The following is a 21,538-nucleotide window of genomic DNA, read 5'->3' as shown; positions in this document are numbered from 1 at the left end:
CTAATAATATAAAGTAAGTATACTCTTTATATCCTGTTCATTCAAGATGAACATTTGTACACAAACCAAACAAAAAACGACTGAAATTTTAATCAGCCGTTTTTGTTTAAATATGATTATATCTTAAAGCATATCTAGGTAACGATCACGTTCCCATTGAGAAACGTTTTGACTGTATGCACTCCATTCCATGTTCTTAGCATCTAAGAAGTTTTGGTAAATGTGAGCACCTAAGGCATCTTCCATCAATGGATCTTTAGCGTAATCTACTAAAGCATTGTGTAGTGATGTAGGTAATTTTTCGATGTGATCTAATTTAAGTTCTTGTCCGTCCATTGAGTAAATGTTACGGTCAACTGGTTCTTCTGGTTCAATCTTGTTCTTGATACCGTCAAGACCAGCTTTCAAGATAGCAGCAATTGCTAAGTATGGGTTAGCTGAAGGATCAACTGAACGTAATTCAAGACGAGTTCCTTTACCACGAGCGATTGGCACACGAACCATTGGTGAACGGTTTGCGCCTGACCAGGCAATGTATACAGGGGCTTCAAATCCAGGAACTAAACGTTTGTATGAGTTAACAGTTGGGTTACATACGGCAGTAAGAGCTTTGGCATGTTTCAACAAACCACCTAAGAAGTAGTATGCGGTTTGTGATAATTGACCTTCACCATCTTTATCGAAGAAAGCGTTGTTTCCGTCTTTATCAAATAATGACATGTTCATGTGCATACCTGAACCATTTACACCGTTCAATGGTTTTGGCATGAATGTTGCGTATAGTCCGTAACGACGGGCAACAGTTTTAACTACCATCTTAAATGTTTGAATGTGATCAGCAGCTGCAACAGCGTTGTCGTATTCAAAATCAATTTCGTGTTGACCAGGTGCAACTTCGTGGTGAGATGCTTCAACTTTGAAGTTCATCTTTTCAAGTTCAAGAACCATATCACGACGAACATTTGCAGCTAAGTCCATTGGTGCTAAATCAAAGTAACTACCCTTATCGTTTAATTTTTGAGTTGGACGACCATTTTCGTCTAATTCGAATAAGAAGAATTCTGGTTCAGGTCCAATGTTAAAATCACTGAAACCTAATTCTTTCATTTCTTCAAGGACACGCATTAAGTTATTACGTGGGTCCCCTTCAAATTTTTCGTGATCAGCAGTATAAACTGCACAAGTGATACGTGCAACCTTCCCATGTTCGTCTCCCCATGGGAATACCATCCATGTATCAAGATCTGGAACAAGGTACATATCACTTTCTTCAATTCGCACAAAACCATCAATTGAAGAACCATCAAACATTAACTTTCCAGCTAATAATTGATCAAGTTGACTAATTGGAACCTCAACATTTTTAACTGTACCAAGTAAATCAGTAAACATTAAACGGAGAAAACGTACGTCTTCATCTTTAACCATTTTCTTAATATCTTCAGCTGTGTATTTTGCTGTCTTTTCCATTACTTTTTCTCCCTTTTATAAATGACCTTGTTTAAATTGAGGATTGTTATCAACATAGAAGCCACCGGTTCTCATGATATCATCACGAAGGTACTCACGAACTCGTTCATCACTAACACTACGTTTATGACTAGATTGTTTGTTTTCAAGTCTACGACGTTGTTTTTCATAAACCCTCTTCACTTGTTCAATATTCATTCCTTCATCTAGGTAATCTTTTACTTCTAGAATTCGATCAATATTGTTTAATGAATAGAGTCGACGATTACTTTCAGTTCGTTTAGACGTAACTAAACCACAATCATCGTAGTATCTAATCTGACGTGCTGTCAGTGATGTTAATTTCATTACTGTACCCATCGGCAGAACTGCCATTGAGCGTCTTAATTCTTTTTCACTCATATTAATAGCTCCTCATTGATTGTAATGATAATTGGTTTTCAATAAATGGTCAACGAGTCATGTCACGTTTTGTAACATAAGTATATAAAAAAATAGAATCACATCATATTGATGTGATTCTATTAATAATTTAATGCTGATTAGAGGAGTCGAACCTCCGACCTTCGGTTTACGATGCCGATGCTCTACCAACTAAGCTAAATCAGCAAAAAATAATTCTTTATAAATTAAAAGCGCTAACTAAGCAGCTAACGCTTTTATTCATAACTCCGACAGGCGGGCTCGAACCGTCGACAACCTGATTAACAGTCAGGTGCTCTACCAACTGAGCTATGTCGGAATAATAAATCGCGTGGCAACGTCCTATCCTCACAGGGGGCGATCCCCCAACTACTTTTGGCGTGCTGAAGCTTAACTTCTGTGTTCGGCATGGGAACAGGTGTATCCTTCAGGCTATCGCCACCACACTATTTTTCTGAAAGAACTTCGTTCTCTCAAAACTAGACAATATTATTTTCTTCCGATATTTTCCATTGTATCTATAATATAAATACTTGGTTAAGTCCTCGACCGATTAGTATTAGTCCGCTTCACGTATCACTACGCTTCCACTTCTAACCTATCTACCTGATCATCTTTCAGGGGTCTTACTTCCATAAAGGAATGGGAAATCTCATCTTGAGGCGAGTTTCACACTTAGATGCTTTCAGCGTTTATCTCATCCATACATAGCTACTCAGCAATGCGCCTGGCGGCGCAACTGATACACCAGCGGTATGTCCATCCCGGTCCTCTCGTACTAGGGACAGCTCCTCTCAAATTTCCTGCGCCCGCGACGGATAGGGACCGAACTGTCTCACGACGTTCTGAACCCAGCTCGCGTACCGCTTTAATGGGCGAACAGCCCAACCCTTGGGACCAACTACAGCCCCAGGATGCGATGAGCCGACATCGAGGTGCCAAACCTCCCCGTCGATGTGAACTCTTGGGGGAGATAAGCCTGTTATCCCCAGGGTAGCTTTTATCCGTTGAGCGATGGCCCTTCCATACGGTACCACCGGATCACTAAGTCCGACTTTCGTCCCTGCTCGACCTGTATGTCTCGCAGTCAAGCTTGCTTTTGCCTTTACACTTTAGGAATGATTTCCAACCATTCTAAGCAAACCTTTGAGCGCCTCCGTTACTATTTAGGAGGCGACCGCCCCAGTCAAACTGCCAACCAGACACTGTCTCCGCGCACGATCAGTGCGCAGGGTTAGAGTGTTCACATAACAAGGGTAGTATCCCACTAACGCCTCCACCGAGACTAGCGTCCCGGCTTCTATGGCTCCTACCTATCCTGTACAAGTTATGTAAACACCCAATATCAAGCTACAGTAAAGCTCCATGGGGTCTTTCCGTCCTGTCGCGGGTAACCTGCTTCTTCACAGGTATCTTAATTTCACCGAGTCTATCGTTGAGACAGTACTCAAATCGTTACGCCTTTCGTGCGGGTCGGAACTTACCCGACAAGGAATTTCGCTACCTTAGGACCGTTATAGTTACGGCCGCCGTTTACTGGGGCTTCATTTCGGTGCTTCGCCGAAGCTAACACTTCCACTTAACCTTCCAGCACCGGGCAGGCGTCAGCCCATATACTTCATCTTACGATTTTGCATAAACCTGTGTTTTTGATAAACAGTCGTTTGAGTCTTTTCACTGCGGCTGACCTTGCGGTCAGCACCCCTTCTTCCGAAGTTACGGGGTCATTTTGCCGAGTTCCTTAACGATAGTTCTCTCGCTCACCTGAGGATACTCTCCTCGACTACCTGTGTCGGTTTGCGGTACGGGTAATTAATTACTAACTAGAAGCTTTTCTCGGCAGTGTGACGTCAGATACTTCTCTACTTAAATTTCGATCCTCATCATTGCTTGTCAACACGCTTGAAAGCATTTGACTCTCAAACTGACTTACAATTTAAACGCACATATCCAACAGTGCGCATATCTTAGCCTACTGCGTCCCTCCGTTGTTCAAACATAATTAACTAGTACAGGAATCTCAACCTGTTATCCATCGCCTACGCTTCTCAGCCTCGGCTTAGGTCCCGACTAACCCTGGGTGGAACGAGCCTTCCCCAGGAAACCTTAGTCATACGGTGGATCAGATTCTCACTGATCTTTCGCTACTCATACCGGCATTCTCACTTCTAAGCGCTCCAGCAGTCCTTACGGTCTACCTTCATTGCCCTTAGAACGCTCTCCTATCACGCAACATAGTTGCGTCCGCAGTCTCGGTAATATGCTTAGCCCCGGTAAATTTTCGGCGCAGAATCACTCGACTAGTGAGCTATTACGCACTCTTTAAATGGTGGCTGCTTCTGAGCCAACATCCTAGTTGTCTATGCAACTCCACTTCCTTTTCCACTTAGCATATATTTAGGGACCTTAACTGGCGGTCTGGGCTGTTCCCCTTTCGACTATGGATCTTATCACTCATAGTCTGACTCCCGGACATAAATCAATGGTATTCGGAGTTTATCTGAACTTAGTAATCCTAGATGGACCCCTTGCTCAAACAGTGGCTCTACCTCCATGATTCTTATTCCGAGGCTAGCCCTAAAGCTATTTCGGAGAGAACCAGCTATCTCCAAGTTCGTTTGGAATTTCACCGCTACCCACACCTCATCCCAGCACTTTTCAACGTACACGGGTTCGGACCTCCGGTGCGTATTACCGCACTTTCATCCTGGACATGGGTAGATCACCTGGTTTCGGGTCTACGGCAACATACTAATACGCCCTATTAAGACTCGCTTTCGCTACGGCTCCGCTTTTTCGGCTTAACCTTGCATGCAACTGTAACTCGCCGGTTCATTCTACAAAAGGCACGCCATCATCCATTAACGGACTCTGACTGCTTGTAGGCACATGGTTGCAGGAACTATTTCACTCCCCTTCCGGGGTGCTTTTCACCTTTCCCTCACGGTACTGGTTCACTATCGGTCACTAGGTAGTATTTAGCCTTGGGAGATGGTCATCCCAGATTCCGACGACGTTTCACGTGTGTCGCCGTACTCAGGATCCTGAACTGAGGGTATTTGATTTCGCTTACGAGGCTATCACTCTCTTTGGCTTAGCTTCCCAGCTAATTCAACTATCAAATACTTTTGTAACTCAAATGTTCAGTCCTACAACCCCGAACCACAAGGGTTCGGTTTGGGCTATTCCCCGTTCGCTCGCCGCTACTTAGGGAATCGAAATTTCTTTATATTCCTGAGGGTACTTAGATGTTTCAGTTCCCCTCGTCTGCCTTTGCATAGCTATGTATTCACTATGCAATGACCAGCCATTACACTGGTCGAGTTTCCTCATTCGGAAATCTCCGGATCAAAGCTTACGTACAGCTCCCCGAAGCTTATCGCAGTTAGTTGCGTCCTTCATCGGCTCCTAGTACCAAGGCATTCACCATGCGCCCTTATTAACTTAACCTATAATCCTACGGATTATAAATTATATTGAGTTTTAGCGATTAAAACTAATTAAAAAACTCAAAAATAACACAATGGTTATTTCTCGGTTCAATTATATAAAAATATAATTATTACAGAAAATAATATTATCTAGTTTTCAAAGAACAAAATCAATGACACTAACGTGTCAATGGAGAATAGCGGGATCGAACCGCTGACCCCCTGCTTGCAAAGCAGGTGCTCTCCCAGCTGAGCTAATTCCCCATATTAAGAGTAGAAACTCTCAAAACTGAATAAGATTTTGATTAATGTAAGGTTCCGAATTATTCCTTAGAAAGGAGGTGATCCAGCCGCAGGTTCTCCTACGGCTACCTTGTTACGACTTCACCCTAATCATCTGTCCCACCTTAGGCGGCGGACTCCTAAAAGGTTATCCAACCGACTTTGGGTGTTACAAACTCTCATGGTGTGACGGGCGGTGTGTACAAGACCCGGGAACGTATTCACCGTGGCATGCTGATCCACGATTACTAGCGATTCCAACTTCATGCAGTCGAGTTGCAGACTGCAATCCGAACTGAGAACGACTTTAAGAGATTAGCTTGACCTCGCGGTTTCGCAACTCGTTGTATCGCCCATTGTAGCACGTGTGTAGCCCAGGACATAAGGGGCATGATGATTTGACGTCGTCCCCACCTTCCTCCGGTTTATCACCGGCAGTCTCTCTAGAGTGCCCAACTTAATGCTGGCAACTAAAGACAAGGGTTGCGCTCGTTGCGGGACTTAACCCAACATCTCACGACACGAGCTGACGACAACCATGCACCACCTGTCATTCTGTCCCCGAAGGGAACGTCTAATCTCTTAGATTGGCAGAAGATGTCAAGTCCTGGTAAGGTTCTTCGCGTAGCATCGAATTAAACCACATGCTCCACCGCTTGTGCGGGTCCCCGTCAATTCCTTTGAGTTTCAACCTTGCGGTCGTACTCCCCAGGCGGAATGCTTAATGCGTTAGCTGCGGCACTGAGAGGCGGAAACCTCCCAACACCTAGCATTCATCGTTTACGGCATGGACTACCAGGGTATCTAATCCTGTTTGCTACCCATGCTTTCGAGCCTCAGCGTCAGTTACAGACCAGATAGCCGCCTTCGCCACTGGTGTTCCTTCATATATCTACGCATTTCACCGCTACACATGAAGTTCCACTATCCTTTTCTGCACTCAAGTTTATCAGTTTCCGATGCACTTCTCCGGTTAAGCCGAAGGCTTTCACATCAGACTTAATAAACCGCCTGCGCTCCCTTTACGCCCAATAAATCCGGACAACGTTTGCCACCTACGTATTACCGCGGCTGCTGGCACGTAGTTAGCCGTGACTTTCTGGTTAGATACCGTCACACCGTGAGCAGTTACTCTCACGGCCGTTCTTCTCTAACAACAGAGTTTTACGAGCCGAAATCCTTCTTCACTCACGCGGCGTTGCTCCATCAGACTTTCGTCCATTGTGGAAGATTCCCTACTGCTGCCTCCCGTAGGAGTATGGGCCGTGTCTCAGTCCCATTGTGGCAGATTACCCTCTCAGGTCTGCTACGTATCATCGCCTTGGTGAGCTATTATCTCACCAACTAGCTAATACGCCGCGGGTCCATCCAGAAGCACTAGCACAAAGGCCAGCTTTCAAACAAGAACCATGCGGTTCTTGTTGTTATACGGTATTAGCATCTGTTTCCAGGTGTTATCCCCTTCTTCTGGGCAGGTTACCCACGTGTTACTCACCAGTTCGCCACTCAGTCGGATCTAAAATCAAATTGATGCAAGCATCTCATTTCAATTAGGCGACTTCGTTCGACTTGCATGTATTAGGCACGCCGCCAACGTTCGTCCTGAGCCAGGATCAAACTCTCATTTTAGAATGAGAACTTTACTAGCTCTTATTTATTACTTTTTCGCAAATTGACATTGCAATTGTTTAATTTCTAAACTAAGTTTAGAAATTATCCTTACACTTTATTGTAATCAAAATCTTGTTCAGTTTTCAAAGATCTACTCAAGCACCTTTTACAGTGCAAGAACTATATTACATTGTTAGTAATAAATTGTCAAGAAAAAAGTTTTTTCTAACAATTATATTAGCAAATTAATTTATCTGCCCTAACGAACATTTAATATAATACATTTATATTCGATAACTGTCAATACAAATTACAAATAACTTCTATTTTTTTCAAAAAAAGAAACACTCATTAATAATGAGTGTTTCTCAAATCGATTTTATTAATCTTCTTCAGTTTCAGGACGCATAGTTGGGAATAAAAGAACATCTCGAATAGATGGTGCATCAGTTAAAAGCATTACTAAACGATCAATTCCGATTCCTAAACCTCCAGTAGGTGGCATACCATATTCCAAAGCTTTGATGTAATCTTCGTCAATCCCTTGTGCTTCATCATTACCTGCATCACGTTCTGCTACTTGAGCTTCAAAACGTTGTCTTTGATCGATAGGATCATTTAATTCAGAGAATGCATTAGCGTATTCGTTTCCAAGAATGTAAAGTTCGAAACGATCAGTAAAACGAGGATCATCAGCATTTTTCTTAGCCAATGGGGAAATTTCGATTGGATGACCATATACGAAAGTAGGATCTGTAATTGTATCTTCAACAAATTCTTCAAAGAATTCATTAATGATATGACCAACTTTCCAATAAGGTTCGTAATGAACATGATGTTCATCCGCAAGTTTTCTAGCATCATCAACAGACATTTCTGGCCAGAAATCTACTCCAGTAACTTCTTTAATCGCATCAACCATGTGAATACGTTTAAATGGCTTGTCTAAGTCAATTTCGTGATCTTGATAAGTAATCTTACCATCATCAGTAACAACCTTAGCAGCAGCACGGAAGATACCTTCAGTTTCATCCATTACATCTTTAAAATCAAAGTATGCAGCATAACTTTCTAATTCAGTGAATTCAGGGTTATGTTCTTTATCCATACCTTCATTTCTAAATACACGACCAATTTCGTATACTCGACCCATTCCCCCAACGATTAAACGTTTAAGGTGAAGTTCAAGTGCAATACGAAGATATAATTGAATATCTAGGGCATTATGATGAGTAATGAACGGACGAGCAGAAGCACCACCAGCAGAAGCATGTAATACTGGAGTTTCTACTTCAGTAAAGTCCATTTCGTTATCTAAGAAGTTTCTAACAGCACTGATAATTTTGGCACGTTTTTGGAAACGATCAAAACTATCACGGTTAGAAATTAAATCTAAGTAACGTTGACGATATTTTTGTTCTTTATTTTGTAAACCATGGAACTTATCAGGCAATGGACGAAGTGATTTTGATAAGAAAGTAACGTCACTAACTTTAATAGTTAATTGACCCATATCTGTCTTAATTACTTCACCAGTGAAGCCTAAGAAGTCACCAATATCAGAACGTTTGAAGACATGGTACTTTTCTTCTCCAACGATATCTTTACGGATATAAATTTGCATTCTTCCAGAACGATCTAGAATATCAGCAAACCCAACTTTACCACTACCACGCTTAGCAACCATTCGTCCTGCAATTGTTACAGTAACGTCTTTTTCTTCTAATTCTTCTTTTGAATATTTATCATATTCTTCAGTTAAATCTTTTGCTAAGGCAGTTGGTTTAAATTCATGACCAAAAGGATCGATTCCTTCTTCACGTAATTCATCCATTTTTTCGCGACGAACACGCATTTGGTCATTCATTTGTCTTTCTTGTTTTCTCTTTTGCTTTGGATCTTGAGCCACAATAATTCCTCCAAACTACTAAATAACTAAATTAATTTTACCATAATTAAACACGTTCATGCGCTCTAGCTGCGCGTTTTTTATCTCGTGCTTCAGTTTGAGCAACAAAATCATCCATAATATGAATCATTTCGTCTTCAGTTTCGGCACTAGTAATGGCTACTTTAGCACGGGCTGAATGTGAATAACCCTTAAGGTAATAAGCAGCTTGACCACGGAATTGATGAACACCAACATAGTCCCCTTTAAGTTCTACTAAACCATGCAAATGATCTTTCGCTACTTGCATTTGATCTTCGATACTTGGGGTTGGCAATAATTCACCAGTTTCAAGATAATGGTTAGTTTGTTCCAGAATCCATGGATTACCTTCAACGGCACGACCCATCATAACAGCGGTAACTCCAACTTCATCAAGCATTTGCTTAGCCATTTCTGGTGAAGTAACATCTCCATTTCCCATAAAAGGAATCGTCAATGCATCAGCAACTTCTTTAAGAATTTCCCAGTTCGAATGACCCATGTACATTTGTTCTCGAGTACGACCATGCATAGCTACTGCAGCTGCTCCAGCTTTCTCAGCAGCCAAAGCATTTTTAACCGCATAGAGATGTTCGTCATCCCAACCAGTTCTCATCTTAACCGTTACTGGTTTTTCAACTGCATCAGTTACAGCTGAAACCATTTCGTAAACTTTATCAGGATTTAATAACCAACGAGCACCAGCTTCACATTTGATAACTTTATTAACTGGGCAACCCATATTGATATCGATAACATCAGCAGCGGTTTGTTGGTCAATAAATTTAGCGGCATTAACTAAAGTATCTTTGTTACCACCAAAAATTTGAATACTCATTGGATGTTCGGCAGCTTCAACATTCACCATGTCCAAAGTCTTTTTGTTATTGTACATAATTCCCCGGTCAGAAATCATTTCACAAACCACTAGACCAGCACCAAATTTTTTACAAATTAAACGGAAAGCAGAATTAGTCACACCAGCCATTGGAGCAACCACTAGTGGGTTAGCAATATCTACATTTCCTAATTTCCATGATCTATCTTTACTCATTAATCTTTTTCCTTTTCCTTGTCGTTCATCATTTTAATTAGTTCATCTTCAGAAAAGTCGTATTTCTTTCCACAGAAATTACATACTACTTCAGCACCATGATCTTCATCAATCAATTGTTGAAGATCTTTGCGTCCAATCCCTGCAATATCATGAGCAAATTTTTCTTTTGAACAGTTACATTTAAATTCAACTGGAAGATGTTGCACGATATTCAAGTTATCTTTACCAAATAACACATCAAGCATGTGTTCTGGATTAGCATCTTCTTCTAACATTGTAGTAATACTTGGGATTTCTTTCAATTTCTTTTCTAATTTAGTGATGGCATCGTCAGCAGCACCCGGCATCGTTTGAATTAAGAAACCACCTGCAGTTTGCACTTCATTTTCACCATTAATATCAACTGAAACTCCCACAACTGAAGGAATTTGTTCTGACATAGCAAGATAGTAAGTAAAGTCATCACCAATTTTCCCACTAGCTAAAGGCACACTACTAGTATAAGGTTCAGTTCCACCTTGGTTCTTAAGGACTTCAAGGAATCCGTTAGTCCCAACTCCTTGAGCTACGTCAATGGTACCTTCCTTAGTTAATGGCAAGTTAACATGTGGATTTTGAATATAGCCCTTGATGTGACCATTAGCATCAGCATCAATCACCATAAATCCAACTGGTCCTTGACCATTTAAACGCACTGTCATTGTTTCTTTCCCTTTGAGGGCTGAGTTAGCTAGTAATAAAGTAGCTACTAGTGTCCGCCCCAAAGCAGCGGCAGAAGTACTCCATAAATCATGGTTTTTTTGTGCATAATCAACTACCCCGGTAGCGTTAATTGCATATACCCGAAAGTTTTGATCTTTAGTAAGGGCTTTTACTAGAACATCTTTTTCACTCATTATATTTTCTCCTTTAAATTCGAAAAGAACGCCAGCACTTCTGCTCACGTTCTTCTCCAGTATTTTTAATCTTGTGAATCTTTATGATCATCGTCATCTTTGGTGATTTTATTTTCAAGTTTTTCTTCTTGTGAACGATCTTTAGTTTCAGCAACTTTCTTAGCTTCAGCAAAAGTTTCGTTTTCATTAACTGGTTTAGTGTCTTGTTCTTCAGGCATCTTGCCAGTCTTGAATAAACTTAAAATTTGTTTTTCATCAAGAGTTTCATATTTAAGCAATGCTTCAGCAATTACTTTGTGTTGTTCACGATGTTCTTCGATAATTTCACGAGCTTTTCTGTGGCCTTCATCAGTAAATCGTTTAACTTCTGAATCAATTTCAGCAGCAGTAACTTGTGAATACTTAGGTGCAGCATATGGGTCAGCACTTGGATTTTCTAAGGCAACCGTTCCTATTTTATCTGACATTCCGTATTGAGTAACCATTGCACGCGCAATTTGGGTTGCTTGTTGGAAATCATTGGAAGCACCAGAAGATTCTGAGTGGAAGACGATTTCTTCAGCACTACGTCCACCCATCATACCGGCAATTTGTTCAAGTGCATCTTTTTTAGATAGTAATTGTTGATCTTCTTTAGGAAGCACAATTGCATATCCGCCGGCACGTCCACGAGGTACAATCGTAACCTTATGAACGACACGAGCATCATTTAATACTAATCCAACAATGGTATGACCAGCTTCATGGTTAGCAACCACTTCACGTTCGTGTTGACTAATAACACGATTACGTTTTGCAGGTCCTGCAATAACTCGATCTTCAGCTTCATCCATGTCAGCAGCAGTAATGAATTTACCGTCACGACGGGCTGCAAGTAAAGCAGCTTCATTAAGCAAGTTAGCCAAGTCGGCCCCTACAAATCCAGGAGTTTGTTTGGCAATTTCTTTCAAATCAACATCTGGACCCATTGGTTTGTCTTTGGCATGGACTTTAAGAATTGCTTCACGACCACGAACGTCAGGTTGACCAACCAAAATCTTACGATCAAAACGACCGGGACGAGTTAAGGCTGGATCAAGCACATCAGCACGGTTAGTAGCAGCAATCACGATAACTCCGGCATTTCCAGAGAAACCATCCATTTCAACTAACAATTGGTTAAGGGTTTGTTCACGTTCATCGTGTCCACCACCCATACCGGCACCACGTTTACGACCTACGGCATCAATTTCATCAATAAAAATGATAGCAGGTGAGTTCTTTTTGGCTTGAGCAAATAAATCACGTACACGACTTGCCCCAACCCCAACGAACATTTCAACGAAGTCTGAACCAGAAAGTGAGAAGAATGGAACTCCAGCTTCACCAGCAACGGCTTTAGCAAGTAAAGTCTTACCAGTACCAGGAGGTCCCTCTAAAAGCACACCCTTTGGAATTTCGGCTCCAAGTTTGGTGAATTTCTTTGGATCTTTTAAGAATTCTACAACTTCAACAAGTTCTTGCTTTTCTTCATCTTCACCAGCAACATCTGAGAAACGAACTTTACTTTTAGCTGGTTTGGCTTGGCTCTTACCGACTTTCATAACTCCGCCGGGACCACCAGCACCACCACCGGCTTGTTTCATCATCATGTAGAACAAGTAAATGAAGATAATTAATGGAAGAACAGAAACAATTAAGTTTAACCAGAAACCATTTGATTGAGTTTCTTTGACGTTATTTTTAACATCATGGGCTTTAGCCAATGAGTTAATTTCTTTAATAGTTGAATCAGTCTTTACTACATTCGTAGTAAACTTACTAGTCTTTGTCGTTTGTTTAGGAGCTTTTACAATTCCTTTTGAACTAACGTTGAAAGACATGTTATCGCTTGATTTAGCACTTTGTGGAGTACGATATTCCCCAGTTACTTTATATACACCATCACTAGATTCAATTGCAAAACTCTTGATTTTGTTATTCTTCAAATCATTAGTGAATTGACTTGATTGAATCTTTTGAGTTTGAGAAGAGTTGCCACCAACTCCACTACCAGTTGCAAATAGGATTACTCCCATTGCTAACACAAAGACGATGATATAAAACAGACTACTTTTAAAAAGTCCGTTTTTATTGTTTTTCATTTGCGTCGTCCTCCATATTTTTATTGATTAACAAACAAATATTATCACTTTTATAGCTTGTAAACGATTATTAAGCCTTGTAAACTTCAGGTTTTAAAACCCCTACATAAGGTAGGTTACGATACATTCCTTGATAGTCCAAACCATATCCAACTAAGAATTCGTTTGGAACATCAAAGCCAACATAATCAGCATTGACCGTATCAACTTTGCGGGCTTCTGGTTTATCCATTAAAGTACATACTTTAACTGATTTGGCTCCACGATTTTTAAGTAACTTCTTTAAATAATCAAGTGTTCTACCAGTATCAATAATGTCATCAATGAATAGTACATCACGATCTTTAACGTCTGAGTCAAGATCTTTAACTAATTCAACTTCACCAGTTGAAACCGTACCCCCCTTATAACTAGAAACATCAATAAAATCAAGGTCCATGTAAATATCCATGCGTTTAATGACATCCGCCATAAATGGAACGGCACCTTTTAATACACAGACAACTAAAGGAGTTTTGTCTTTATAGTCGTTAGTCAATTGCTTCCCTAATTCAACACAAGTATCTTGAATTTTTGCTTCACTATAAAGCACCTTTTGGATATCGTCGTTCATCAAAACTCTCCTTATTTAACTAATAATACGTACAACTTTGTTTGTTCCGTTTGTTTAATGCTACTTTCCTGAATTCCTAAGATAGAAAGCACCACTCCGTCTTTTGTAACTAATGACTGAGATTGTAAACGTTCGTCATTTGGGATTTTATGGTCAATTAACACCCGCCGTAATGACTTACTTCCGCCTCCCTTAAGTTGAACGCGATCAGATTTCTGACTAGGCCGAACTTGTAGTGGAAGTTGCTGATCCGTAAGCCAAAATTCACTGTGTCTTAAATACTTTCCAACTGGAATGTTTTCAGAATTAAAAATAGCAATTGAATTGCCGTTTGACAACTCATACCAATGGTTTAATACTACCATAAATCCGCACGTTTCACGAAAACTTTTGTTTTGATTTTGGATTTTCTTAAACTTTAAGGTTTGATATGTTTTTTCAAACTCTAAGTGTTTTCCAAGGTTAATTATTCCCTGAGGTTTCTTTTGATTTCGGAGTAGTTGTTTAATTTCTGTTATTTGTTGCTTAGTTAGTGTAATTGGACTTAATTGAGTAACCAGATATTGTAAACTTGGTTCTAAAATCGATTCAACATCATTAATCGAAATTTCAACTTCAGAATTGGTTTGTTGAAATGTTTTGGTTGCTTGTAAATGTTGCTGTAAGAGTTGTGCTACGAGGTGATTTTGTTGTTGTAATTCTGTGGCAAAATCAGCTAAATGCGTGATTGCTTGGGGATTTTCTTGGACTAAATTAGGTAATACATGGTGGCGAATCCGATTTCGTTGAACTGCATCGTCATGATTAGTGGCATCTTCAAACCAGTTAATTTGATTATCATGAGCATATTGCTCAATTTGGTGGCGACTGAATGCTAATAATGGTCGCACTAATTTACCATGATGAAAGTCCCTCACTGGAGCTATCCCAGTAACTTCTTTTAGATTTCCAGAGCGGGCTAACTTCATTAAGACCGTTTCAGCTTGATCATTTTGTTGATGAGCGGTCACTAATATATGAGCTTCATGTTGTTCCATGACTTCTTGAAAAAAAGCATAACGAAATTTGCGGGCTTGTTCTTCCATTCCACTAGCTAATTCAGGATGATGCCAGCGTTTGACGACTAATTCTAAATCATGTCGCGCACAATAATCTCTAAGAAATTGTTCTTCTAGTTCACTTTGCTGTCGTAATTGATGATTCACATGGGCCACAATAATTCGGGGATGATTATTAGTTAGGTGTTGCATTAGATTTAATAGAACCATTGAATCAATACCGGTTGAAACAGCAACTACTACTGGTTGATTATTGTCCCACCATTGATTACGATTAACTTCATTTTGAAATTGAGTCTGTAAATCCACTAAAATTCCCCCTAACAAAAAACTGAGCACCTAAATGCTCAGTCAAAATTAATTAACTACGGCGGCCGCCCCGGCCACCACGTTTACCTTCAGTATTCTTTTTAATATCTGATAAACGACTTTCAGACTTCTTCAAGAAATCTGATAATAAATCATCAAACTTTTCTGGTTTACTATCATGTTTAGAACGTCCGTTATCACGTCTATCATTAAATTTAGGACGTGATGAACTTGGACGATGCTCGTGTTGTTGTGGTCGAGCTGAATGATGTGGTTTAGATTCAGCCTTTGGTTTATCACTTGCCTTACGAATTGATAAACCAATTTTGCCATCATCACCAATTTTCATTACTTTAACCTTAACTTCATCGCCAACAGTTAAAACATCGTGAATGTCTTTGATAAATCCATCAGAAACTTCACTAATATGTACTAATCCATTTTTATGATCACCAAGATCAATAAACGCACCAAATCCTGTTATACCAGAAACTTTTCCGGTAACAATTTCACCAACTTTGAGAGCCAAAAGCTGTTCCTCCTAAATAATATTGTTTCTAATTATAACATAACTAAAAAAGGAAGTTCCGAAGAACTGAACTGAACCCCTTAAATTGGAGAACCCAATTTAGGAGGTTCTTTTTGTTTACATCAGAAATTAAATTAGCTGCTATTAAAGATTACAATAATGGCGTTTCAACAAATACTATAATGCGAAAATATGGTATTAAGGGTACAGCTACGCTGTACGAATGGATAAAACGTTTAGAAATATTTGGTGAAAGTGGATTAATTAATAATTCAACCAAGACACGATACTCTTATTCATTTAAAATTAAGGTTATAAATTGGCGTCTTGAAAATAATGAATCATATCCTAATACTTCACGTTACTTTAAAATTAGGAATCCTGTGACAATATTTCAGTGGGAAAAGTTATTATCAATTGGACGTCTAAAACCCTTTAAAGGAAGACTAATCAAAATGAATAATAATAAAGAATCACTAGAGGAAAAATTAAACAGACTTGAACAAGAAAATACCTACTTAAAAGCTAAAATTCAATACATGGGAAAAATAAAAGCCTTAACTCAAAGTCAAAAGAAATGCCAAACAGAGAAAAAACACAAATAATTACTGAGTTAAGGCGTGACTTTAATTACCCGTTACACATGTTATTAGACATAGCAGAAATATCTAGTAGTAGTTATCATGATTCATTAAAACGTGACTATTCTAGTAATGACCAAAGGGTCATTGCAGAAATCAAAAGAATTAGGTCTGAATTTATTGATTATGGATATAGAAGGATTACTTTAGAATTAAACAATTTAGGATTTAAAATAAATCACAAAAAAGTCCTCCGAATAATGAATTCAGAAGGACTATTGTGTACTGCTTATGAAAGAAAAACTAGAAAATATAATTCATACAAAGGAAAACGTGGAAAAGTATCTCCCAATAGAATTAATAGACGATTCAAAACTGACAGACCTTTACAGAAAATAGTTACTGATGTTACTGAAATACGTTGGGGTAATAATACCATGAATGAACGAGCCTATTTTACAGCGTATATGGATTTGTATAATAACGAAATTATAACTTGGAGTATAAGTTTGCATCCAACTGTAGAGTTTGTTGTAAAACCTTTAGCAGAGTTAGTTTTAGCTCGTCCAGAATTAAAATATCGTATGACAGTTCATTCTGATCAAGGATTTCAATATCAAAATGCAAAATTCGTAAATATTTTGAAAGATAATAAAGTATTTCAAAGCATGAGCCATAAGGCTACATGTTTGGATAATGCTTGTATTGAAAGTTTTTTCAATCAATTAAAAGTTGGAACAACTCATAACTTTAGTTATGATAGTTACTCAAAACTAAAGTCAGCTGTTAATAAATACGTCCATAAATATAATAATTATCGTATTAAAGAAAAACTGGGCGGAATGTCACCGGTTCAATACCGGTGACATTCCGCCCAGAAAATTGCATAACCATTCTCCAATTTTAAGGGTTCAGGTCAAACTCCCATTTTTAGTTATTTGTTTTTTTATCGCCATTAAGGTGGTAATTAGTTTCTCCTTTTTGCGAATAACCATACTTAGAGTGAGCTAAGTCTTTAACGTAGTCTTCGTTTTTAAGAAGCTTACTTTTTTCTTTTAGTTCTGATTCTTTAGATTGTTGTTTTTTTAGATTAGTTTTTTCTTCTCTAATTTGAGCATTAACCTGATTTAAATGGGATTTAGTTGCATAAAGTTGAATACCTAAAAACAAAGTAATCATCGCAATAATACCGGTAATAATCATGGCACGTTTTTTACGACGTTCCGACATTAAACGATTTTTCTTGGTTTTTTTACCAATTGATGCATGTAATTGGGCGACGTTGCTTTGTCTTCTTTTCAACTGCTAAACTCCCTTTCGGTTTATTTTAAGAATAATTCTAATCTTTAGTCATAATACAACAACAAGTTGTAATTTACAATAACTCTTCGGCTTCTTTATCATAATCACGAATGTATTTTTCATCAAGCACAGTGTACATTTGATCTGAATCCGCTTTTTTTGTAGTTTGAAGTAATTGTTCTACCTTAACAGTAAGTTCTTTATTACCAAACTTAATTAAAATTTCATCACCAACGCCAACTTTAGTAGATGACTTTGCTTCTCTACCATTTACAAACACTCGTCCTTGATCAGTAATTTTCTTAGCTACTGGACGACGTTTGATAATTCTAGAAATTTTTAAAAATTTATCAATTCTCATTTAATTCGCCTATTCTTTTTCATTTTTAATATCGTGTTGTGTTCTAATCTTTTCAAGCTCTTGCACAAATTTCTTCAAGTAAGTTAACCAATCGATTACTTCCATAGTTGGTTGGACAATTAGTTTAACTTGATAACGTCCGTCAATCACTTTCACAGTTGAACGGAATTCAGTTGTCGCAATTGCTTGAAGAATTTCTTTACTGGTAAATAGCTTAGTTCCTTGAGAACTAAACGTTACCACGATTTCTTGCTTGTCTTTCCGGATTTTATCAATTAAATCATAATCTGCTAACATCTTAATTAAATCAACATCCAACAAGTTTGATACTGCTGCAGGATATTCACCAAATCGATCAATCAAATCGCTTTGTAATTCGGTAAATTGATCAACACTATCCATTTGTCGAATTCGTTTGTAAAGTTCGATTTTTTGTTGTTGATCTTCAATATAATCAGATGGAAGATAAGCTTCAATACCAAGTTCAACAGCTGCATCCGTCTTATCAACTTTCCGTTTCTTACCTTGCTTTTCAGCTACGGCATCAGAAAGCATCTTCGTGTACATATCATAACCAACGGAATCAATAAATCCATGTTGTTGGCTACCAAGGACATTCCCAGCCCCACGAATTGAGAGATCTCGCATCGCAATCTTAAATCCAGATCCAAGTTCAGTAAAGTCCTTAATAGCTTCTAGACGATTTTCACCAGCTTCAGTCAACACTTTGTTAGGTTGATACATGAAGTAAGCTTGTCCAACCCGATTACTTCGGCCAATTCGACCACGAATTTGGTACAACTGTGATAGTCCCATATGATCTGCATTTTCAACAAATAACGTATTTACATTTGGCATATCAATTCCAGTTTCAATGATAGTAGTGGTAACTAACACATCGTATTCACCGTTCACAAAGTCATACAGGATTCGTTCCATTTGTGTTTCCGTCATTTGACCATGGATATAACCTACTCTGGCATCTGGAAGTAACTTTTCAAGTTTTCCTACAACTTCTTCAATATCTTTAACCCGATTATGGAGATAGAAGACTTGTCCTCCACGCTGCATTTCACGACGAATTCCGTCAACAATTGCAGCATCATTTTGTTCCATCACATATGTTTGAATTGGATAACGGTTAGCAGGTGCTGTTTCAATAACTGAAAGATCACGAACTCCCATCATTGACATATTCAACGTTCTGGGAATTGGAGTCGCTGTTAAAGTTAAAACGTCCACATTTGAACGTAATTCCTTAATTTTTTCTTTGGCTTTAACCCCAAAACGTTGTTCCTCATCAACAATCAAAAGGCCTAAATCTTTAAAGACTACATCTTTAGAAAGCAATCGGTGAGTTCCCACCACAATGTCCAACTTACCATCTTTAAGTTCAGCTAAATCTTCTTTCGTTTGTTTAGCGGTGTTAAACCGAGATAAAACTCCAATGCTGATTGGGAAGTTAGCAAATCGCTTAACCATATTTTCATAATGTTGTTGCGCAAGCACAGTAGTAGGCACTAAGAATGCAACTTGTTTGCCACCTTCAACTGCTTTAAAGGCTGCACGCATGGCAACTTCAGTCTTACCATAACCAACGTCCCCGACTAAAAGGCGATCCATGGGATGCGATTGTTCCATATCATGCTTAATTTCATCCGTACTCCGAACTTGATCAGGAGTTGGTGTATAAGGAAACGCATCATCAAATTCTTCTTGATATTCATCATCCGCTGGGAAAGCAAAACCCCTTTCGTGTTCCCGTTTAGCATACAATTCGACCAATTCATCAGCCATATCATCTACTTTTTTGGAAACTTTACTCTTGGTCTTTGCCCATTCATTACCACCTAACTTATTCATCCGTGGCTGTTTGCCTTCTGAGGCAACGTACTTTTGAATTAAGTTTAGTTGCGTAACTGGAATGAAAATATGAGCATCATTTTTGAAAGTAATGGTCAAGTAATCTTGATGCTTGCCATCCACTTCCATGGTCTTCATTCCATCATAACGTCCAATCCCGTGGTTAACGTGCACAACGTAGTCACCGGGTTTTAAGTCTGTATAACTTTTGATTCGTTCCGCATTAGTAAAGGTTTGATGACGAATCCGACGTGGTTTCTTCCGTTCAGTAACTCGTTTGAATAATTCGTTTTCGGTAATCACAACTAAATTAGCCAGTGGTAATTCAAACCCTAAATCTAAATCGCCAGTTACTACTTGAATCCGGTGTTCTTGTAGTTCGTTAACGTTAGTTTGAATCGTTTCCATACCAAAATCAGATAATGTTTGTGTGACTTTTTGCATTCGTTCAGTATCAGAAACCATGACAATCACAGTGGCTTTTTCTTGCTCATACCGATCCATTTCGGTTTTCAACATTGGCATTTGACCAAAGAAACGTTGCATAGGACGAACTTTGATATCAACAATATCATCTAAGCGCATCCGCCCTAATCCCTTTTGGAATAATGAAAGGAGCATCTTAGGATGATGGTCTTCATCAATAACCGTTTTAAAGTTCAAACTAAACTTTTGTTTTTCAAAGATTTCATCATTGTGCATGACAGAATCTTTCCAGTTATTTTCATCAATTTCGAGTTGTTTGTTTGCATCACGGACTCGGGCATAGTCATCAAAAACAACTACTCCATTTGGTGCTAAATAATCTAAGATTGAAGTTTCTTTACGAAAAATAAACTCAGAATATTGCATCCATAAAGAATCAGTAGCTTGCGTTTCTAACTCTTTAATTACTAATTCAATATTTTTAATTAAATCAGTATTATCAGCGTTCTTGATTTGCTTAGTTAGTTCTTTAATCCCATGTTGCCGATCAGCTTCTGATGGTAAGAAATCAGTGGCCGGTAGCACCTTTAAATCTTCAATATTCTTAACACTTCTTTGCGTAGCCACGTCAAAATAACGCATAGAATCTACTTCAGTATCAAAGAAGTCCATCCGTACTGGATATTCAGAATTTAAAGGATAAATATCAACAATTGAACCACGTACCGCAAATTCACCTGGAACAGATACTAGGTTATTGCGAATATATCCCATACTAGCTAATTGCTTTTGCAAAGCATCAAAGTCAAATTCACTTCCAATTTTGGCAGTTAATTCACCTGCTTTAAAATCAACTGGTTCTGGTAAGTAGCGTTTTAATCCTGAAGTTGAAACAACAACTACTACTGGTTTACCACTTTGAAGCGCATTCATTGCACGAACCCGAGCTGAACGATATTGAGGGGAACTAGTGGCAATCTCTGCTGCAATTAATTCTTCTGCTGGAAATTCAAAAACTTGATCATCTGGTAAAACTTCTTCAAATTCTTTCATCGCATGATCTGCGTGATCCATCGTATCAGTCACAAAAATCATTGGTTGCTTGGTATCATTTAATACTTCACTCAACATTAATTTTTGGGCTGAGCCACTTGTTCCAGTTACTAATTGCTTAGTGTCTGGTTTTAAATTATCTAATAAGGTTTGATATTGTGGGACATCTGTTAAAAATTGGTTTAGTCTCATCAATCTACACCTCCTATCTTTATTATTT

At 38.7% G+C, this 21,538-nt stretch carries 14 protein-coding genes, 3 tRNA genes and 3 rRNA genes; 2 read left to right on the top strand and 18 right to left on the bottom strand.

The window, feature by feature from the left end:
• Nucleotides 1–123: 123 nt before the first annotated feature.
• The 15 genes from glnA to ACQW5G_RS05890 form a co-directional block, all read right to left on the bottom strand.
• Nucleotides 124–1,470 carry a type I glutamate--ammonia ligase gene (glnA, locus tag ACQW5G_RS05960; protein ID WP_429970547.1) on the bottom strand — a complete coding sequence of 449 codons (1,347 nt, stop codon included), beginning with the start codon at nucleotides 1,468–1,470 and terminating at the stop codon, nucleotides 124–126.
• A 15-nt stretch (nucleotides 1,471–1,485) separates the two neighbouring features.
• Nucleotides 1,486–1,872, bottom strand: a complete 387-nt coding sequence (locus tag ACQW5G_RS05955; RefSeq protein ID WP_429970545.1) for a MerR family transcriptional regulator — start codon at nucleotides 1,870–1,872, stop codon at nucleotides 1,486–1,488.
• Nucleotides 1,873–2,006: 134 nt separating this feature from the next.
• A tRNA-Thr gene (locus tag ACQW5G_RS05950) sits at nucleotides 2,007–2,079 on the bottom strand.
• A gap of 60 nt (nucleotides 2,080–2,139) precedes the next feature.
• Nucleotides 2,140–2,212: transfer RNA gene (locus tag ACQW5G_RS05945), tRNA-Asn, on the bottom strand.
• Between the two features lie 10 nt (nucleotides 2,213–2,222).
• Nucleotides 2,223–2,339 (bottom strand): 5S ribosomal RNA (rrf, locus tag ACQW5G_RS05940).
• A gap of 87 nt (nucleotides 2,340–2,426) precedes the next feature.
• Nucleotides 2,427–5,343, bottom strand: a 23S ribosomal RNA gene (locus tag ACQW5G_RS05935).
• 172 nt (nucleotides 5,344–5,515) lie between these two features.
• Nucleotides 5,516–5,588, bottom strand: a tRNA-Ala gene (locus ACQW5G_RS05930).
• A 70-nt stretch (nucleotides 5,589–5,658) separates the two neighbouring features.
• Nucleotides 5,659–7,235 (bottom strand): 16S ribosomal RNA (locus ACQW5G_RS05925).
• The 16S, 23S and 5S rRNA genes sit together here with 3 tRNA genes alongside, the layout of an rRNA operon.
• 364 nt (nucleotides 7,236–7,599) lie before the next feature.
• Nucleotides 7,600–9,084 carry a lysine--tRNA ligase gene (gene lysS, locus ACQW5G_RS05920; RefSeq protein WP_429971894.1) on the bottom strand — a complete coding sequence of 495 codons (1,485 nt, stop codon included), beginning with the start codon at nucleotides 9,082–9,084 and terminating at the stop codon, nucleotides 7,600–7,602.
• Between the two features lie 88 nt (nucleotides 9,085–9,172).
• On the bottom strand, nucleotides 9,173–10,201 hold the full coding sequence (gene dusB, locus ACQW5G_RS05915) for a tRNA dihydrouridine synthase DusB (RefSeq protein WP_429970543.1): 1,029 nt from the start codon (nucleotides 10,199–10,201) through the stop codon (nucleotides 9,173–9,175).
• On the bottom strand, nucleotides 10,201–11,100 hold the full coding sequence (hslO, locus tag ACQW5G_RS05910) for an Hsp33 family molecular chaperone HslO (protein WP_429970542.1): 900 nt from the start codon (nucleotides 11,098–11,100) through the stop codon (nucleotides 10,201–10,203). The genes dusB and hslO overlap by 1 nt, the downstream gene beginning before the upstream one ends.
• A 65-nt stretch (nucleotides 11,101–11,165) precedes the next feature.
• Nucleotides 11,166–13,223 carry an ATP-dependent zinc metalloprotease FtsH gene (gene ftsH / locus ACQW5G_RS05905; protein ID WP_429970540.1) on the bottom strand — a complete coding sequence of 686 codons (2,058 nt, stop codon included), beginning with the start codon at nucleotides 13,221–13,223 and terminating at the stop codon, nucleotides 11,166–11,168.
• Nucleotides 13,224–13,293: 70 nt separating this feature from the next.
• A complete protein-coding gene (gene hpt, locus ACQW5G_RS05900; RefSeq protein ID WP_429970539.1) occupies nucleotides 13,294–13,836 on the bottom strand; it encodes a hypoxanthine phosphoribosyltransferase in 543 nt (180 codons plus the stop codon).
• Between the two features lie 11 nt (nucleotides 13,837–13,847).
• On the bottom strand, nucleotides 13,848–15,203 hold the full coding sequence (gene tilS / locus ACQW5G_RS05895; protein ID WP_429970538.1) for a tRNA lysidine(34) synthetase TilS: 1,356 nt from the start codon (nucleotides 15,201–15,203) through the stop codon (nucleotides 13,848–13,850).
• Nucleotides 15,204–15,255: 52 nt separating this feature from the next.
• Nucleotides 15,256–15,732, bottom strand: coding sequence for a S1 domain-containing RNA-binding protein (locus ACQW5G_RS05890; RefSeq protein WP_429970536.1), 477 nt, complete (start codon nucleotides 15,730–15,732; stop codon nucleotides 15,256–15,258).
• Nucleotides 15,733–15,845: 113 nt separating this feature from the next.
• On the opposite strand from ACQW5G_RS05890, the gene ACQW5G_RS05885 reads away from it, so the two are divergent.
• A complete protein-coding gene (locus ACQW5G_RS05885) occupies nucleotides 15,846–16,337 on the top strand; it encodes a helix-turn-helix domain-containing protein (RefSeq protein WP_429970535.1) in 492 nt (163 codons plus the stop codon).
• A complete protein-coding gene (locus ACQW5G_RS05880) occupies nucleotides 16,310–17,179 on the top strand; it encodes an IS3 family transposase (protein ID WP_429970534.1) in 870 nt (289 codons plus the stop codon). Before ACQW5G_RS05885 ends, ACQW5G_RS05880 begins: the two co-directional genes overlap by 28 nt.
• Nucleotides 17,180–17,243: 64 nt before the next feature.
• On the opposite strand, the gene ACQW5G_RS05875 is transcribed toward ACQW5G_RS05880, so the two are convergent.
• From ACQW5G_RS05875 to mfd, 3 genes are all read right to left on the bottom strand, one after another.
• The gene (locus ACQW5G_RS05875) at nucleotides 17,244–17,615 is read right to left on the bottom strand and encodes an FtsB family cell division protein (RefSeq protein WP_429970532.1); all 372 of its coding nucleotides are present in this window, start codon (nucleotides 17,613–17,615) and stop codon (nucleotides 17,244–17,246) included.
• Nucleotides 17,616–17,688: 73 nt separating this feature from the next.
• Nucleotides 17,689–17,976, bottom strand: coding sequence for an RNA-binding S4 domain-containing protein (locus ACQW5G_RS05870; RefSeq protein WP_429970531.1), 288 nt, complete (start codon nucleotides 17,974–17,976; stop codon nucleotides 17,689–17,691).
• A 9-nt stretch (nucleotides 17,977–17,985) separates the two neighbouring features.
• Nucleotides 17,986–21,510, bottom strand: a complete 3,525-nt coding sequence (mfd, locus tag ACQW5G_RS05865; protein WP_429971893.1) for a transcription-repair coupling factor — start codon at nucleotides 21,508–21,510, stop codon at nucleotides 17,986–17,988.
• Between the last annotated feature and the right edge of the window lie 28 nt (nucleotides 21,511–21,538).

The sequence above is a fragment of the Fructilactobacillus sp. Tb1 genome (assembly GCF_050500285.1).
Classification (GTDB): Bacteria; Bacillota; Bacilli; order Lactobacillales; family Lactobacillaceae; genus Fructilactobacillus.
The sequence above is the reverse complement of the archived record's forward strand: the minus strand, read 5'-3'. Positions and strand labels throughout refer to the sequence as shown.